Below are 17,084 nucleotides of genomic sequence, written 5' to 3'. Positions count from 1 at the left end.
GATCCTCCTTAATATATAACCATATAGAATTTCAAATGAATTTTTAAACCTTACATGATCTTTAACTTCAATAAACCTCAGATACATGCACAATCTATTTTTTTCAAATAAATTCCATATGCAGAGACAAGTGTAAAAACTTATCTCTGCATTATAATATTAACCAATTATACATTCTGAAAACTACACGCAATTTCTATTTTATCATCTATAAATTATTATGTCAATAAAATGCTATTTAGCCTTCTACTTTGTTTTCTTCTACATTATTTTCTTCATCATTTTCGCTTTCAGTAACTACTGGATCTATAGTTATTCTCTTATATCTGCTCATACCAGTACCTGCTGGAATCAATTTTCCTATGATTACATTTTCTTTTAATCCAACAAGAGGATCTGATTTTCCTTTTATTGCTGCATCAGTTAATACTCTTGTTGTTTCCTGGAATGATGCTGCTGATAAGAATGAATCTGTAGCAAGTGCTGCTTTAGTTATACCAAGCAAAGCTACTCTTGCTTGTGCTGGTTTTCCACCATTTTCTTCTGCTTTTCTATTCTCATCTCTAAAATCAAATATATCAATCATAGTACCAGGAAGTAATTCTGTATCTCCAGAATCTTCTACTTTTACTTTTCTTGTCATCTGTCTTATTACTACTTCAAGATGCTTATCATTTATATCAACACCCTGGAGTCTATATACTTTTTGAACTTCAGAAAGCAAATAATTTTTAACTGCATTTACACCCTTTATTCTAAGTATATCGTGTGGATTTACAGAACCCTCTGTAATTTCATCTCCAGAACTTATAGTATCACCATTTTTAACTTTTAAACTTGAACCAAATGGTATATCATAACTTACCTCTTCACCGCTCTCAGTAGTTATATATACAATTCTCTTTTTCTTTGTTTCTTCTACTCTTACAGTACCAGAAACCTCACTTACCATTGCAAGTCCCTTAGGCTTTCTAGCTTCAAATAATTCCTCAACTCTTGGAAGACCTTGTGTTATATCAGAACCAGCAACTCCACCAGTATGGAAAGTTCTCATTGTAAGCTGTGTACCCGGCTCACCAATTGACTGAGCTGCAACTATACCAACAGCTTCTCCTATACTAATTTTTTCAGCAGTTGCCATATCCATTCCATAGCATTTAGCACAAACTCCATATTTACAATCGCAAGTAAATACAGATCTTATTTTAACCTTTTTAACACCGCACTTTTCTACTTCCTGTGCTTTAACTTCATTAATATAATCATTTCTCTTCACAATAACTTCTTTTGTTTTAGGATTGATTATATCTTCTGAAGCATATCTTCCTATTAATCTTTCAGATAAACTTTCGATTACTTCATTTCCTTCTTTAATTTCTGAAACTTCAAACCCTTCAGTGGTTTCACAATCCTCAGTTCTTACTATAACATCTTGACTTACATCAACAAGTCTTCTTGTAAGATATCCTGAATCAGCTGTCTTAAGGGCAGTATCGGCATTACCTTTTCTAGCTCCATGTGTAGAAATAAAGTACTCAAGTACATCAAGTCCCTCTCTGAATGAAGCCTTTATAGGAAGCTCTATTATCTTACCAGAAGGGTTCGCCATAAGTCCTCTCATTCCTGCAAGCTGTTTTATCTGGCTCTTAGAACCTCTGGCTCCTGAATCAGCCATCATAAAGATTGGATTGAATTTATCAAGGTTATCCATAAGTGCATCAGCAACACTCTCGGTTGTCTTGGTCCACGTTGATATGACTCTCTCATATCTTTCATCATCGGATATAAATCCTCTTCTATACATTTTTTCAATCTTATCAACAGCTGCTTCTGCTTCTGTCATAAGTTTTTTCTTATTTGGAGGTACTGTCATATCAGAAGTTGAAACTGTTATAGCACTAATTGTCGAATAATGATATCCTTTTGCTTTAATTTTATCAAGCATAATACAAGTTTTAGTTGGCCCATGCTTTCTATAACACTTATCAATTATGCCACCTAAATTTTTCTTACCAACAAGAAAATCAATTTCAAGAAGTAATTCATTTCCTGGAATACTTCTATCTATAAACCCTAAATCCTGAGGTATGGACTCATTAAAAATAAGTTTTCCAACAGTAGTCTCTATTATTCCTTCAACTTTTTTACCATTAATCTCTTTTTCAACTCTAACTTTAACTTTAGCATGAACATCGACTTCACCAAGGCTGTATGCCATTAATGCTTCATCAACATTAGTGAATGCTTTTCCTTCACCTTTAACTCCATCTTTATCAATTGTAAGATAATATGATCCTAAAACCATATCCTGAGTAGGCACACAAACTGGCTTACCATCTGAAGGTTTTAATATATTATGAGCTGCAAGCATAAGAAATCTTGATTCCGCTTGAGCTTCAACTGATAAAGGTACATGAACAGCCATCTGATCTCCATCAAAGTCAGCATTATAAGCTGTACAAGCAAGTGGATGAAGCTTTATTGCTCTTCCTTCAACTAATACAGGTTGAAATGCTTGAATTCCAAGTCTATGCAATGTAGGAGCACGGTTTAACATTACTGGATGATCAGATATAACTTCTTCAAGTACATCCCATACTTGATCTTGAACCCTTTCAACCATTCTTTTTGCACTTTTTATATTGTGTGCTGCTCCTGTCTCAACAAGCTTTTTCATTACAAAAGGCTTAAATAATTCAAGTGCCATCTCTTTTGGAAGACCACACTGATACATTTTTAAATCTGGTCCAACAACTATAACGGAACGCCCTGAATAATCAACACGTTTTCCAAGTAAGTTCTGTCTAAATCTTCCCTGCTTACCTTTAAGCATATCAGATAAAGATTTCAACGGTCTATTTCCAGGTCCTGTAACTGCTCTACCTCTTCTACCATTATCTATGAGAGCATCAACAGCTTCTTGAAGCATTCTCTTTTCATTTCTTACTATTATATCTGGCGCACCAAGATCTAATAATTTCTTTAATCTATTGTTTCTATTTATAACTCTTCTATATAAATCATTTAAATCTGAAGTAGCAAATCTTCCACCATCTAATTGAACCATAGGTCTTAAATCTGGAGGTATAACTGGTATTACATCCATTATCATCCACTCAGGTTCATTTTTAGACTTTCTGAAAGATTCAACAACTTCAAGTCTTCTTATAATCCTTACTTTTTTTTGACCGGTACTTGTTTTTAAGTTTGATTTAAGTTCTTCTGATAATTGATCTAGATCTATTTCTTGAAGTAATTTTTTTATTGACTCTGCACCCATACCAGCATCAAAACATTCTTCACCGTATTTGTCTACTGCTTCTCTGTACTCTCTTTCATTTAATAGTTGTTTCTTTAATAAAGGAGTCTCTTTTGGATCCAAAACTACATAGGATGCAAAATATAAAACTTTCTCTAATGCTCTTGGAGACATATCAAGCATAAGACCCATACGTGATGGTATTCCTTTAAAATACCAGATATGAGATACTGGAGCAGCCAGTTCTATGTGCCCCATTCTCTCACGTCTAACTTTTGATTTAGTTACTTCTACTCCACATCTATCACAAACTATACCCTTATATCTAACTCTCTTATATTTTCCGCAGTGACATTCCCAGTCTTTTATTGGTCCAAATATTCTTTCACAAAATAGGCCATCCTTTTCCGGCTTTAATGTTCTGTAGTTTATAGTTTCAGGCTTTTTTACTTCCCCTCTAGACCACTCTCTTATTTTTTCAGGTGAAGCTAATCCTATCTGCAATGCATCAAAATTATTTAATTCCAAGGGTACATCCTCCCTTCATAATTAATGTTCATTATTAAAATCTTCAAGTCCTAATCCATTTTTAAGATCATCTATATCTAAATCTTCATAATTTATATCTACATCTTCAGTTTCATTTTGAGATTCTTCATTATCGCTTACTACATTATCTTGAGTATCTTGAGCTTTCGCTGGCTCAACTTTACTAGAATCTTCGTTTTCTTCTATATTAACACCCAAATCCTCGCTATCCTCATCAGTTGATTCCTTAATTTCTATTTCTTCATTTTCATCAGACAAGACTTTAACATCAAGACACAATGCCTGTAATTCCTTTATGAGAACCTTAAATGATTCTGGTATTCCTGGTTCAGGTATATTTTCACCCTTAACTATAGCCTCATATGTCTTAACTCTTCCAACAACATCATCAGATTTTACTGTTAATATTTCTTGAAGTGTATGTGCTGCACCGTAAGCTTCAAGTGCCCAAACTTCCATTTCTCCAAATCTCTGACCACCAAATTGTGCTTTACCACCTAATGGCTGCTGAGTTACAAGAGAATATGGTCCAGTTGATCTAGCATGAATTTTATCGTCAACCAAATGTGCAAGTTTAAGTATATACATGTAGCCTACAGTAACTCTACTATCAAAGGCTTCTCCTGTTCTACCATCATATAAAACAGTTTTACCATCTTCATCATATCCAGCCTTTTTGAGGCACTCAACTATTTCCGGCTCTAATGCTCCATCAAATACTGGAGTAGCAATATGCCATCCTAAGTTGGCTGCTGCCCATCCAAGATGTACCTCTAAAACCTGACCTATATTCATACGTGAAGGAACTCCTAGAGGATTAAGACATATTTGAAGTGGTCTTCCATCAGGTAAAAATGGCATATCTTCTTCTGGTAATATTCTGGAAATAACACCCTTATTACCATGTCTTCCTGACATTTTATCTCCAACAGATATCTTTCTCTTTTGAGCAATATAACATCTTACAAGTTCATTTACTCCTGGAGGTAATTCATCTCCATTTTCCCTTGTAAATATTTTTACATCAACTATTATTCCAGATTCTCCATGTGGAACTCTAAGAGATGTATCTCTTACTTCTCTTGCTTTCTCACCAAATATAGCTCTTAAAAGTCTCTCTTCTGCTGTAAGCTCTGTTTCACCTTTAGGTGTTACTTTTCCAACAAGTATATCTCCTGATCTTACTTCAGCACCTATTCTTATTATTCCTCTTTCATCGATATCTTTAAGGACATCTTCTCCAACATTAGGAATATCTCTTGTTATTTCTTCAGGTCCAAGTTTAGTATCTCTAGCTTCTGCTTCATACTCTTCTATATGAATAGATGTAAATACATCATCACGAACAAGCTGCTCAGATATAAGCATAGCATCCTCGTAATTATATCCTTCCCATGTTATGAAGCCCATTCTTATATTTCTGCCAAGTGCAATTTCACCTAAATCAGTTGATTGTCCGTCCGCTAAAACAGATCCCTCTGCAACTTTTTCACCTTTATCAACAGTCGGTCTCTGGTTTATACATGTACCTTGGTTTGATCTTTTAAATTTTAACAATCTATAAGTATCAATGCCACCATCCGAATCACGTTTTACTCTTACTTCGTTTGCACTAACATAATCTACAACTCCGGCATTTCTAGCCTTTGGTAAAACTCCAGAATCCACGGCTGCTTTATGCTCAATACCTGTACCAACTACAGGAGCTTCTGGTTTTAAAAGAGGAACTGCCTGACGCTGCATGTTTGATCCCATAAGTGCACGGCTAGCATCATCATTCTCAAGGAATGGTATCATTGCAGTTGCAACAGAAACCAACTGCCTTGCCGAAACATCCATTAAATCAACTTCATTAGCAGGAACAACTAAAACTGCATCTGGAACTCTTACTGTTATTTTTTTATCTATAAAGTATCCATTTTCATCTATAGGCTCATTTGCCCTAGCTATTAAACAGTGGTCTTCTTCATCAGCTGTAAAATATCTAATCTCATCAGTAACTCGCTTTTCTTCTTTATTAACTATCCTATATGGAGTTTCTACAAAACCATATTCGTTTACCCTTGCATAAGTTGCAAGCGAGTTTATAAGTCCTATATTAGGTCCTTCTGGGGTCTCTATAGGGCACATTCTTCCATAATGTGAATGATGAACATCTCTTACTTCAAAACCTGCTCTTTCTCTAGAAAGTCCACCAGGTCCTAAGGCTGATAATCTTCTTTTATGTGTAAGTTCTGATAGAGGGTTAATTTGATCCATAAATTGTGAAAGCTGAGAACTTCCAAAGAATTCTTTTATAGATGCTGCTACTGGTCTTATGTTAATAAGTGCCTGTGGAGTGATGACCTCTTGATCCTGTATAGTCATTCTTTCCTTAACTACTCTTTCCATCCTTGAAAGACCTATTCTAAATTGATTTTGAAGCAATTCCCCAACAGATCTAACTCTTCTGTTTCCAAGATGGTCTATATCATCAACATCACCAATTCCATATGCTAAACCTAATTCATAACTTACTGTAGCAAACATATCATCTTTTATAATATGTTTTGGAACTAATTTATGAATATTTTTCTTGAGTTGTTCTTTTATAGATTCTTCATCTGTATAATTATCTAAAATTTCCTTAAGTAAAGGATAATATACTAATTCTTTAATATTTAAGCTGCTTATGTCAAACTTTATGTAATTTTTTATATCAACAAAATTATTACCTATAACTCTTACGATATTATCATCAATTGAAATATCAACTGAATTTATACCCAAGTTTTGAATTTCTAATGCCTTTTCTCTGCTTATTCTTTGACCTTTTTCTACAATTATTTCACCTGTTTCAGAATTTACAATATCCTGAGCGGCTGTTCTATTAGAAATTCTCATACTAATAGCTAGTTTCTTATTAAATTTGTATCTTCCAACCCTAGATAAGTCATATCTTTTAGCATCAAAAAATAACGAATTAATAAGTGAAAAAGCACTATCGACCGTTGGTGGTTCACCTGGTCTAAGTCTTTTATAAATTTCAAGAAGCGCCTCTTCCCTAGTCTTCGTATTGTCTTTTTCTATTGTAGATTTTAATCTTTCTTCTTCGCCAAAATAGTTAACTATTTCAGCATCAGAACCAAGTCCCATTGCCCTTACAAGTATAGTAATTGGCAATTTTCTTGTCTTATCTATCCTAACATGAATAACGCTATTAGAATCTGTTTCATACTCTAACCACGCCCCCCTATTAGGAATTACTGTAGAAGAAAATAATTTTTTACCATTTTTGTCTACCGTATAATCATAATAAACACCTGGAGATCTAACAAGCTGACTTACAATTACTCTTTCTGCACCGTTAATTATAAATGTTCCTTGCTCTGTCATTAAAGGGAAATCACCCATAAATACTTCTTGTTCTTTTACTTCACCAGTTTCCTTATTAAGCAATCTTACTTTAACCTTAAGTGGTGCTGCATAAGTGGTGTCTCTTTCTTTACATTCCTCAACGGAATATTTGATATTATCCATATCGAGTTTGTAACCAATAAATTCCAGTATAAGATTCCCTGTATAATCTTGAATTGGATTAATGTCATCAAATATCTCTTGAAGCCCACTGTTTAAAAACCATTTGTATGAATCTAACTGCACCTCAATAAGATTTGGCATTACTCCAATCTCATTGAGTTTAGAAAAACTCATCCTAGTTCTTTTACCAACTTGGACAGGATGTATCATTAGCCTTCACCCCTTGTATAAACTAAAATAACCAAAAATGCACTACAATAAAGTACACTTTTGGATTGCGTACATTAAACAACTATTTTGTTATTATAACCATTTAATTAATAAAAATACATCTAATATTATTATATAATTAAATATTCCATTGCATTTCGTTATTTTACCATATGCAAATGGATTTGTCAACATAGTTTTTAATTTTTTACTATCTTATATTTTTATATTATATAGAGACCTTAAAAAAGCACCCCTAAAGGAGTGCTTTTAACAAAACATTACAAAATACTACTTTAATTCTACTTTTGCGCCTGCTTCTTCAAGTTTAGCTTTCATTCCTTCAGCTTCCTCTTTAGCTACAGCTTCTTTTACAGTCTTAGGAGCTCCATCAACTAATGCTTTAGCATCTTTTAATCCAAGACCAGTTATTTCTCTAACAGCTTTTATAACCTGTAATTTTTTAGCACCTACTTCTGCAAGTACAACATCAAATTCAGATTTTTCTTCAGCTGCAGCACCTGCTGCACCTGCTGCGCCTGCTGCTACTGGAGCTGCAGCGCTAACTCCAAATTCTTCCTCACATGCTTTTACTAAATCATTTAATTCTAAAACAGACATACCTTTTATAGCTTCGATAATATCTTCCTTTGTCATTTTTATAGCACCTCCGAAATTTTTACAATTTAATATTTTTTTATGCTTGTTCTTCTGAATCCTTTTTATCTTTAATTGCACTTAAAAGACAAGTGAATTTTGATAAAGGAGCTTTGAAACTTCCAAGTAATTTTGCAATAAGAACTTCTTTTGATGGAACAGAAGCAAGTTCTTTAATTTTATTAGCATCAAATACTTCGCCTTGAACGTATCCTGAAACTAATTCTAATGCTTTATGGTCTTTAGCAAAATCATTTATTATTCTTGCTGGAGCTGTTGGATCATCGTAACCCATTGCTACAGCCATTGGTCCTTCAAAGTATTGAGTCATTCCTTCATATCCTAATTCGTTTAAAGCACGTTTTACTAATGAATTCTTATATACTCTATACTCTACTCCGGCTTCTCTCAAAGATTTTCTAAGTTCTGTATCTTCTTCAACGGTTAAACCCTGGTATTTAACTACTACTATAGCCTGAGTTTTTCCCATTTTTTCTTTGATTTCTGCTACTTTTTCTTCTTTTAATTGTCTATTTGCATTTGCCAATTTAATATACACCTCCTCAGTAAAAACTAACTTTCACAATAAACTAAAGGTCCCTCCGTAGACCACGAAGAGACCATATATTCGTATATATTGGAATCCTCGGTAGGTTGGATATCCTTTACGCTTTCGCACCTACTTTCTACGGAGTATTTACATATTCAATTCAATATATTATAAAAAATCAAAATTAATCTAATACTTTAACAGGATTTACCTTTACTCCAGGTCCCATTGTACTTGATATAACTACTGATTTCATATATTGTCCTTTAGCTGAAGCTGGCTTAGCTTTTACAATAGCATCCATTAATGCATGAAAATTTTGAAATAACTTTTCAGCACCAAATGAGCTTTTTCCAACTGGAACATGAATAATTGCAGTTTTATCAACTCTATATTCAACTTTACCAGCTTTGATTTCTGATAATGCTTTTGTAACATCAAAAGTAACAGTTCCAGATTTAGGATTTGGCATTAAACCTTTTGGTCCAAGTACTCTTCCTAATCTTCCAACTACACTCATCATATCAGGAGTAGCTACAACAACATCAAAATCAAACCAATTTTCATTTTGTATCTTTGTTGCTAATTCTTCTGCTCCTACATAATCAGCTCCTGCTGCTTCTGCTTCTTTAGCTTTGTCACCTTTAGCAAAAACTAAAACTCTTACTTCTTTACCAGTTCCATTAGGCAAAATAACAACGCCTCTTACTTGCTGGTCTGCATGTCTTGGATCTACTCCAAGTCTTACAGCAAGTTCTACTGTCTCATCAAATTTAGCTTTAGAAGTCTTTACGACTAAATCCATTGCTTCTTCTGGAGTATAGAGAGTGTTCTTATCTACTAATTTTGCACTTTCAATATACTTTTTACCCATTTAAAATCCTCCTTTGTGGTAATAACGACTGTGTCTCCCACTGTTTTAAAACTAATCTTCTACTTCTACACCCATACTTCTAGCTGTTCCAGCTATCATGCTCATTGCAGCTTCTATTGATGCTGCATTTAAATCTGGCATCTTTGTTTGAGCGATTTCTTTAACTTGTTCCTTAGTTAGTTTACCAACTTTTGTCTTGTTAGGAACACCTGAACCACTTTCAATACCAGCTGCTTTCTTTATTAATACTGCTGCAGGAGGAGTCTTAAGTATAAAACTAAAAGATCTATCCTGATAAACTGTAATTACAACTGGGATAGTAAATCCAGCTTGTTTAGCAGTTTTAGCATTGTATTCTTTACAGAATGCCATGATATTTACACCATGCTGTCCTAATGCTGGACCAACTGGTGGTGCTGGAGTTGCTTTTCCTGCAGGTAATTGTAGTTTTATTAAGCCTACTACTTTCTTTGCCATGAACTTACACCTCCTAAGATAAGGTATTGACCTTACTAATCTAGTTTTTCTATTTGATTAAAATCAAGCTCAACAGGAGTTTCCCTGCCAAACATATTAACTAAACCTTTTAATTTGCCTTTTTCTGAGTTAACTTCTTGAATAAGTGCCACTTGGTTTAAAAGTGGTCCTGAAATAACTTTAACATTTTCGCCAACAGCTACATCAATATCAACAGGTTTCTCGCTTATGCCCATAGATCTAACTTCTTCGTCTGTTAATGGAACAGGTTTTGATCCTGGTCCTACGAATCCAGTACATCCACGTGTATTTCTAACAACATACCAAGACTCATCTGTCATTATCATTTTTAAAAGAACATAGCTTGGGAATATCTTTTTTAAAGTTACCTTCTTTTTACCATCTTTTTCTTCAACTTCCTCTTGAAGAGGTACTTGAATATCAAAAATCAAATTTTGCAAATTTCTATTTTCAATAGTTTTTTCGATGTTTGCTTTTACCTTATTCTCATAACCAGAATACGTATGTACAACATACCATTTAGCTTTTTCACTCATATTTTTATGGAACAGGAAATCCTGAACCCATAACCTCCTTTACATCTTACTAAAGATCACCTTAAAGAGGTTATTAAAACCATAATCCATTATTGCTACCACTATAATATACAGTGCACAAAAAGCAAGCACTACTATTGTAGTTTTCTTTGTATCTTCTTTAGAAGGCCAAGTAATTCTATGAGTTTCAGCCCCCAAGTCTTTAAAAAATCCAATAAAACCTTTTAACGGTGATTTTTCCACATTTCTATTTTTTACATTAACAGCCATTTTTATTCACATCCCATTTATGAAATTACGGCTTGATATGCTATTTTGTCTCTTTATGAAGTGTATGTTTGTGGCAAAATGGACAATATTTTTTCATTTCTAATCTATCTGGATCATTTTTCTTATTTTTCATTGTGTTGTAATTTCTCTGCTTACATTCTGTGCAAGCTAAAGCTAATTTTACTCTCACAATCTACACCTCCCAATTTAAGAAAATTTATTCTGTCTTGCTAAAATACGCACTACCTCAATATATTATCACAATTCTTGCTGCGTGTCAAATACATATCAAGGACTTACTATTTTCGACTTTAAATTTTTAAGTTTAACTTAATATATACGCGATCATGTGTATATTAAATTTGTAAATTAATTTTAATTTCATAAACGGACTAGGTTTGTTACCCAGTCCGTTTACACATGTAGGAAAACAATTTTATATAATGTTATGCTTCAATATAATATCATTATATCTTAAGCAAATTATTCTATAATGCTAGTAACAACTCCTGAACCAACTGTTCTTCCGCCTTCTCTTATTGCGAATCTTAAGTTCTCGTTCATTGCTACTTTTGTTATTAATTCTACTGTCATATCTATATGGTCTCCTGGCATTACCATTTCTACTCCTTCTGGTAACTGGATTGTTCCTGTTACATCTGTTGTTCTGAAGTAGAACTGTGGTCTATATCCATTAAAGAATGGTGTATGTCTTCCGCCTTCTTCTTTCTTTAATACATATACCTGACCTACAAATTTATGATGTGGTGTTATTGATCCTGGTTTTGCTAGTACCTGACCTCTTTCGATGTCTTCTCTCTGTACTCCTCTTAATAATGCTCCGATGTTATCTCCTGCTAATGCACTATCAAGTGTCTTTCTGAACATTTCAACTCCGGTTACTACTACCTTTGTTATTTCATCTTTCATTCCGACGATTTCTACTTCGTCTCCTACTTTTAATGTTCCAGTTTCAACTCTTCCTGTTGCTACTGTTCCTCTTCCTGTTATTGTGAATACATCTTCTATTGGCATTAAGAATGGTTTATCTGTTGGTCTATCTGGTGTTGGAATGTATTCATCTACTGCTTTCATTAAATCTCTTACTGGTTTTGTTGCTTCTTCATCATCTGGATTCTGTAATGCCTTTAATGCACTTCCTACGACGATTGGTGTATCATCCCCTGGGAATCCATATTCATTTAATAATTCTCTTACTTCCATCTCTACTAGGTCGATTAATTCTGGATCATCTACCTGATCTGCTTTATTTAAGAATACTACTATATATTGTACTCCAACTCTTGATGCTAGTAATATATGTTCTCTTGTCTGTGGCATTGGGCCATCTGCTGCACTTACTACTAGTATTGCTCCATCCATCTGTGCTGCTCCTGTGATCATGTTCTTTACATAATCAGCATGTCCTGGACAGTCTACATGCGCATAATGTCTATTATCTGTCTCATACTCAACATGTGATGTGTTGATTGTTATTCCTCTTTCTTTTTCTTCTGGTGCCTTATCTATTTCATCATATTTGAAGGCTTTTGCTTTTCCTTCTTTTGATAAAATTGTTGTTATTGCTGCTGTCAATGTTGTCTTACCATGATCTACGTGTCCTATTGTTCCTATGTTTACATGTGGTTTCGTTCTTTCAAATTTTTCCTTTGCCATTAATGGTTCCTCCTTAATACTGATTGTAAACAATTAATATTTTATTGCATTACACAACAATTAGTAATGTATTTAAAGTATTTGCTATAGAACACCATATATTCATAAATTTTAATTATGCATACATTATGGACAAAACATGATAAGACTTAGCTTCTTCATGTAAACTGTTCCTGGTGTGTTCTATATAATAAAGTTTTCTGGAGCCCACGACCAGATTTGAACTGGCGACCTCCACCTTACCAAGGTGACGCTCTACCTACTGAGCCACATGGGCAACTAATGGAGCGGGAAACGGGACTCGAACCCGCGGCACCCAGCTTGGGAAGCTAGTACTCTACCACTGAGCTATTCCCGCATATTATAATGCTAAATCCTATTAGTTGTATACCAATTACTTATTTTACTATCAAGAATTTTCTTTGTCAATATATTTTATTTTTTTCCAAGCATTTTTCTAATTTTCTTTTAACTCTTTGAAGTGCATTGTCAATTGATTTAGAACACCTGTCCAATTCTTTAGCAATCTCTTGATAAGATTTACCTTCCAAATATGACTCTAAAACCTCTATTTCTAAACCCGAAAGCACTTTAAGCATACTTTTCTTTATCTTTTTAACCTCTTCCTTGCTTATAATAAGTTCCTCTGGATCAGATACCTCAGCACCCGATACTACATCGAATAATGTCCTATCTGAATCTTCATCATAGAGAGGCTTGTTCAAAGAAATATATGTATTAAGTGGTATATGCTTTTGTCTAGTTGCAGTCTTTATTGCTGTAATAATCTGTCTAGTTATGCAAAGTTCTGCAAAGGCTTTAAAAGAGGATAATTTATTGGGTTTAAAATCTCTTATTGCTTTATATAAGCCTATCATACCTTCTTGGCATATATCTTCTTTATCTGCACCTATCAAAAAATATGATTTTGCTTTGGCTTTTACAAAATTATAGTACTTATTAATCAAATATTCTTGAGATTTTTCGTCACCAAGTTTTGCCATCATTACTATTTCTTCATCTAATTTATCTTCTAAATTCACTTCTTGATTATAAGCAACCTCGTTATTCACTAATATCCCCCCCATGGTAACACCCATACGACAATTATACAATAGTAATATTTTTCAAGTCAATACGTGTTTAAAGATTTTTCCTTATTTTATCTAATTTTTCCAATATATTTTTATCAATTCTATCTTCCACACGGTTATATTTCTTTTCCATACTAATTTTTTCAGCTTTTCTACTTATTTTTTCCTGAATTCGTTTTACATCTTTGTAAAATTCAAGAGAAGACATTCTTGTAGAACCTCTTTGAAAAATAACCTGCTGTTCTAAATTATCGGATGTAACCACGCAAACTTCAGATTTTCTCCCAATTTTATTTACATATCTTTCGATAAAACTATCCGCAGTCTCTGATTCTTTTGTATACACGATACTAAATTTGTCATGTAACTTTATTGTTTCACCAGTATTTCCAGGAATATGATGTGCATCAAAAACAAGTATAATCTTGCAATTCATAAACTCACCATATTCCACCAATATTTCAATTAATCTTTCTCTTGAACTTTCAAGGCTAATATCATCTTTTATACTATTAAGTTCTCCCCAACTATTTATAACGTTATATCCATCTACAAAAATAGTCTTCAATACTCTATCCTCGTTTTGTCATTCTCTGCTTCAATACCTCATACATAACAATGCCTGCTGCTACAGATGCATTAAGTGAATTCACTTTACCTATCATAGGTATTTTAACAAGTATATCACACTTTTCCTTAGTGAGCTTTGATATTCCCTTTCCCTCACTACCTATTACAAGTGCGCAGGCTCCAGTCATGTCTTGGTTAAAGCAGTAATCCTTTCCATCAATTTCAGCACCATATATCCATATTCCATCTTTTTTAAGTTTATCTATAACAGAATTTATGTTGCTTACTTTTGCAATTTTAACATATTTAACTGCACCAGCGGATGTTTTATATACAGTTGGGGTTACTCCTACATTTCTTCTCTTAGGTATTATAATTCCATGAACACCAGACACTTCTGCTGTCCTTATTATAGAACCTAAATTATGTGGATCTTCTATTTGATCTAAAATAAGTATAAAAGGATCTTCATTTTTATCTCTAGCACTTGAAATAATATCATCCACATCACAATAACTATATGGGGTTGATATAGCTATTACACCCTGATGTGCATCTCCATTTGACATACTATCAAGTTTTTTTCTATCAACATATTTTACTGGTATTTTCTTTTCTCGTGCTTTTGCAAGTACTACATTTATAGAGCCTTCATTTTTACCTTTTGCTACAAGTATTTGCTCTATAGTTGAATCTGATTTTAAAGCCTCTATTACAGCATTTCTACCTTCTATTAAATCTTCTCTATTATCCATATTTCCTCCATATATTTTTAAGCAAATTTTTCCTTCATAGCTAGCTGCTTTCCACAGGTAAACTTTCCTTCTTTGCACTTTCCATAAACACAAGGCGGAAGTGCTTTTACATATAATACTTCAGACATTTCCCTAAGTATATTTAGTTTCTTAGTTGATAATTCCCTTATTTCCCACTGTGCATTTAAACATATTCTATCTGATAACATCTGACTATCTATCCTGGCATTAGTTGATATTATTAATTTTATTTGATCACAATTAAGTAAAAAATTTAGAGCCTTATCTTCTCCATATTTCTTTAGTATGTAACTTCTAAACTCTTTAAATTCATGCACTAAACTTACAAAACTTTCATAGAACTTAGAATTTTTAATAGTCTGTGGAACTACTGCTTTTCTGCCTTTATCCTTTATCATGCCGCATAATTCTTCACGGTGATTTTGGGACAATCTATGTCTAATCTGCTGATGATATGTAACCATGCTGCACATCATACCAAAAGTCGTCCTTGCCTGCTCAGCAATACTTTCGTGCCCGTATCCAAGAACTCTTTTTGTCACACCCTTTGCTTTTTCATCAGCTTCCTCTGCCCAATTTTCCATAACTTCCGAAGGTGTTTTTGCATGAGTGCTCGTTATGGCTCCCAGTCCTACCTTAAGGTTTAAATCCTTAAATGAATTAAGTAAAATCATATTATCACATTCATTTATTTTATTAAAGTACTCTTCATAAAAATCTTTAATAAAATTGATATTATACTGTTTTTTCATCTTATCCATAAAGCATGATAGTCTTTCTGGTAATTTGCTCAAAAGGAGCGCTTTAACTTCTCCAAAAATTTCAGAATATCTATCATCATTAATTAAATAAAATAAATCAATAAGTTTCTCACCATTCATAGTCACACTTATATTAGTTTTGCAAGCTAAAGGAAGTATATATCTAGCATCTTCAATAGGTATACCATACAAATAATTTTCCGCCTTAGGTCTTCCCTTAAATTCCCCTTCCTTAAGACGTGACATGTTCTCATAAAGTTCAAAAGCTTGCCTAAACAATCCCTTTGCCTTTAATTCATCATTCTCTTCAAGCTCAGGAATAATAAAATTATCCTCCTTAAGAGTTACATATCTTTGACTCTGCTGAACATATGAAGCCTTAAGCTCACATATTAGAGTGCTTTGAAGTCTATTAATACCCTCTAAAACAAAAGATACATTTGAATATTTTAAAATTTCTCTAAGATCGCTTTCATTTATATTTTTAGCTTGTTCTTTACTTAATATTTCTCCAACTTTATCTAGTCCCACTTGTTCAAAATTAGTTATATTCATTTTTTCACCTTCCAATTTTATCTTGCTGTTCTTTTATATCTACTATCTTTTCAAGTATAAAATTAACTCTTTCCATTTTATCTGTTATATAAAGGTATCCTATTAGAGCTTCAAAGCCAGTCGCCGTCCTATATTCACATATATCAGCATTCTTTGGTGAAGTCCCTGATTTTGCATTTCTTCCCCTTTTATATATATATTTCTCATCTTCATTCAAATCATCATAAATTTTTTTCATAAATTCGCTTTGTGCATGAGCCTTTACAAATTCAATTGCTTTTATATGAAGTTTATTTACTGTCATAGTATCATATTTATCTGTTAAGTATATTCTTACAAAATTCTCATAAACAGCATCTCCTACAAATGCCAAAACCAGTGGGTTAAGCTGTCTAGCTCTATTTTCAGTGAACTTTTTATCTAAACTATTAAAATCCATTAAAGCATCTCCCTAAATTATTCTAAAGAAGATTATAACATATAAGACTACAAATTTGGGGGTTGTAGAATTAAAATTAATAATTCTCAGTTTATAAATATTGCGAAGTAAGTCGGGGGGAGTTAGCGGAAAAATACACCGCTAAAAAGTTTGTGGTCAGCTGACACTGAGGTGTGTGGCGCTTGACATCGCTTCGCCCTTCAGCAGGTACAGGGTTTCACCTTCGGCAAAAGGTTATGGATGCCTTTCCTCCTTGCCTTTACCCCAATGAAAATAATAGTGTTTTGTGA

General features: G+C 33.4%; 15 protein-coding genes, 2 tRNA genes and 1 other annotated feature. All 17 genes read right to left on the bottom strand.

The window, feature by feature from the left end:
• Positions 1-238 precede the first annotated feature (238 nt).
• Positions 239-3,787 (bottom strand): DNA-directed RNA polymerase subunit beta', encoded by a 3,549-nt coding sequence (rpoC, locus tag BEE63_RS12780; protein WP_066021751.1) that lies wholly within the window; start codon positions 3,785-3,787, stop codon positions 239-241.
• A gap of 21 nt (positions 3,788-3,808) precedes the next feature.
• Positions 3,809-7,537 (bottom strand): DNA-directed RNA polymerase subunit beta, encoded by a 3,729-nt coding sequence (gene rpoB / locus BEE63_RS12775; RefSeq protein ID WP_066021750.1) that lies wholly within the window; start codon positions 7,535-7,537, stop codon positions 3,809-3,811.
• A gap of 291 nt (positions 7,538-7,828) precedes the next feature.
• Positions 7,829-8,194 carry a 50S ribosomal protein L7/L12 gene (rplL, locus tag BEE63_RS12770; protein ID WP_066021749.1) on the bottom strand — a complete coding sequence of 122 codons (366 nt, stop codon included), beginning with the start codon at positions 8,192-8,194 and terminating at the stop codon, positions 7,829-7,831.
• Between the two features lie 40 nt (positions 8,195-8,234).
• Positions 8,235-8,741 carry a 50S ribosomal protein L10 gene (rplJ, locus tag BEE63_RS12765; RefSeq protein ID WP_066021748.1) on the bottom strand — a complete coding sequence of 169 codons (507 nt, stop codon included), beginning with the start codon at positions 8,739-8,741 and terminating at the stop codon, positions 8,235-8,237.
• Positions 8,742-8,775: 34 nt separating this feature from the next.
• Positions 8,776-8,904, bottom strand: a sequence feature (ribosomal protein L10 leader region).
• 24 nt (positions 8,905-8,928) lie between these two features.
• Positions 8,929-9,618, bottom strand: a complete 690-nt coding sequence (gene rplA, locus BEE63_RS12760) for a 50S ribosomal protein L1 (protein ID WP_066021747.1) — start codon at positions 9,616-9,618, stop codon at positions 8,929-8,931.
• Positions 9,619-9,669: 51 nt separating this feature from the next.
• Entirely contained in the window at positions 9,670-10,095 is a 426-nt protein-coding gene (gene rplK, locus BEE63_RS12755) for a 50S ribosomal protein L11 (protein ID WP_066021746.1), read from the bottom strand.
• A 35-nt stretch (positions 10,096-10,130) separates the two neighbouring features.
• Entirely contained in the window at positions 10,131-10,652 is a 522-nt protein-coding gene (nusG, locus tag BEE63_RS12750) for a transcription termination/antitermination protein NusG (RefSeq protein ID WP_066021745.1), read from the bottom strand.
• A 39-nt stretch (positions 10,653-10,691) separates the two neighbouring features.
• Positions 10,692-10,922, bottom strand: a complete 231-nt coding sequence (gene secE / locus BEE63_RS12745; protein WP_066021744.1) for a preprotein translocase subunit SecE — start codon at positions 10,920-10,922, stop codon at positions 10,692-10,694.
• 40 nt (positions 10,923-10,962) lie between these two features.
• On the bottom strand, positions 10,963-11,112 hold the full coding sequence (rpmG, locus tag BEE63_RS12740) for a 50S ribosomal protein L33 (protein WP_066021743.1): 150 nt from the start codon (positions 11,110-11,112) through the stop codon (positions 10,963-10,965).
• 293 nt (positions 11,113-11,405) lie between these two features.
• Positions 11,406-12,599, bottom strand: coding sequence for an elongation factor Tu (tuf, locus tag BEE63_RS12735; protein ID WP_066021742.1), 1,194 nt, complete (start codon positions 12,597-12,599; stop codon positions 11,406-11,408).
• A 201-nt stretch (positions 12,600-12,800) separates the two neighbouring features.
• Positions 12,801-12,876 (bottom strand) — tRNA-Thr (locus BEE63_RS12730).
• A gap of 6 nt (positions 12,877-12,882) precedes the next feature.
• Positions 12,883-12,957, bottom strand: a tRNA-Gly gene (locus tag BEE63_RS12725).
• Between the two features lie 67 nt (positions 12,958-13,024).
• Positions 13,025-13,687 carry an RNA polymerase sporulation sigma factor SigH gene (gene sigH / locus BEE63_RS12720; RefSeq protein WP_066021741.1) on the bottom strand — a complete coding sequence of 221 codons (663 nt, stop codon included), beginning with the start codon at positions 13,685-13,687 and terminating at the stop codon, positions 13,025-13,027.
• Between the two features lie 55 nt (positions 13,688-13,742).
• The gene (locus BEE63_RS12715; protein WP_066021740.1) at positions 13,743-14,261 is read right to left on the bottom strand and encodes an NYN domain-containing protein; all 519 of its coding nucleotides are present in this window, start codon (positions 14,259-14,261) and stop codon (positions 13,743-13,745) included.
• 4 nt (positions 14,262-14,265) lie between these two features.
• A complete protein-coding gene (gene rlmB, locus BEE63_RS12710; RefSeq protein ID WP_066021739.1) occupies positions 14,266-15,018 on the bottom strand; it encodes a 23S rRNA (guanosine(2251)-2'-O)-methyltransferase RlmB in 753 nt (250 codons plus the stop codon).
• A 17-nt stretch (positions 15,019-15,035) separates the two neighbouring features.
• A complete protein-coding gene (locus BEE63_RS12705; protein WP_066021738.1) occupies positions 15,036-16,355 on the bottom strand; it encodes an FAD-dependent thymidylate synthase in 1,320 nt (439 codons plus the stop codon).
• A gap of 4 nt (positions 16,356-16,359) precedes the next feature.
• A complete protein-coding gene (locus BEE63_RS12700; RefSeq protein WP_066021737.1) occupies positions 16,360-16,794 on the bottom strand; it encodes a Mini-ribonuclease 3 in 435 nt (144 codons plus the stop codon).
• Between the last annotated feature and the right edge of the window lie 290 nt (positions 16,795-17,084).

This window comes from Clostridium pasteurianum (assembly GCF_001705235.1).
Classification (GTDB): domain Bacteria; phylum Bacillota; class Clostridia; order Clostridiales; family Clostridiaceae; genus Clostridium_S; species Clostridium_S pasteurianum_A.
The sequence above is the reverse complement of the archived record's forward strand: the minus strand, read 5'-3'. Positions and strand labels throughout refer to the sequence as shown.

What these genes read in the sequence shown, in the direction of transcription:
- rpoB (WP_066021750.1), bottom strand. Translation starts at nt 7,537, where the DNA reads ATGATACATCCTGTCCAAGTTGGTAAAAGAACTAGGATGAGTTTTTCT.
- rplL (WP_066021749.1), bottom strand. Translation starts at nt 8,194, where the DNA reads ATGACAAAGGAAGATATTATCGAAGCTATAAAAGGTATGTCTGTTTTA.
- rplA (WP_066021747.1), bottom strand. Translation starts at nt 9,618, where the DNA reads ATGGGTAAAAAGTATATTGAAAGTGCAAAATTAGTAGATAAGAACACT.
- rplK (WP_066021746.1), bottom strand. Translation starts at nt 10,095, where the DNA reads ATGGCAAAGAAAGTAGTAGGCTTAATAAAACTACAATTACCTGCAGGA.
- nusG (WP_066021745.1), bottom strand. Translation starts at nt 10,652, where the DNA reads ATGAGTGAAAAAGCTAAATGGTATGTTGTACATACGTATTCTGGTTAT.
- secE (WP_066021744.1), bottom strand. Translation starts at nt 10,922, where the DNA reads ATGGCTGTTAATGTAAAAAATAGAAATGTGGAAAAATCACCGTTAAAA.
- tuf (WP_066021742.1), bottom strand. Translation starts at nt 12,599, where the DNA reads ATGGCAAAGGAAAAATTTGAAAGAACGAAACCACATGTAAACATAGGA.
- sigH (WP_066021741.1), bottom strand. Translation starts at nt 13,687, where the DNA reads ATGGGGGGGATATTAGTGAATAACGAGGTTGCTTATAATCAAGAAGTG.
- rlmB (WP_066021739.1), bottom strand. Translation starts at nt 15,018, where the DNA reads ATGGATAATAGAGAAGATTTAATAGAAGGTAGAAATGCTGTAATAGAG.
- BEE63_RS12705 (WP_066021738.1), bottom strand. Translation starts at nt 16,355, where the DNA reads ATGAATATAACTAATTTTGAACAAGTGGGACTAGATAAAGTTGGAGAA.
- BEE63_RS12700 (WP_066021737.1), bottom strand. Translation starts at nt 16,794, where the DNA reads ATGGATTTTAATAGTTTAGATAAAAAGTTCACTGAAAATAGAGCTAGA.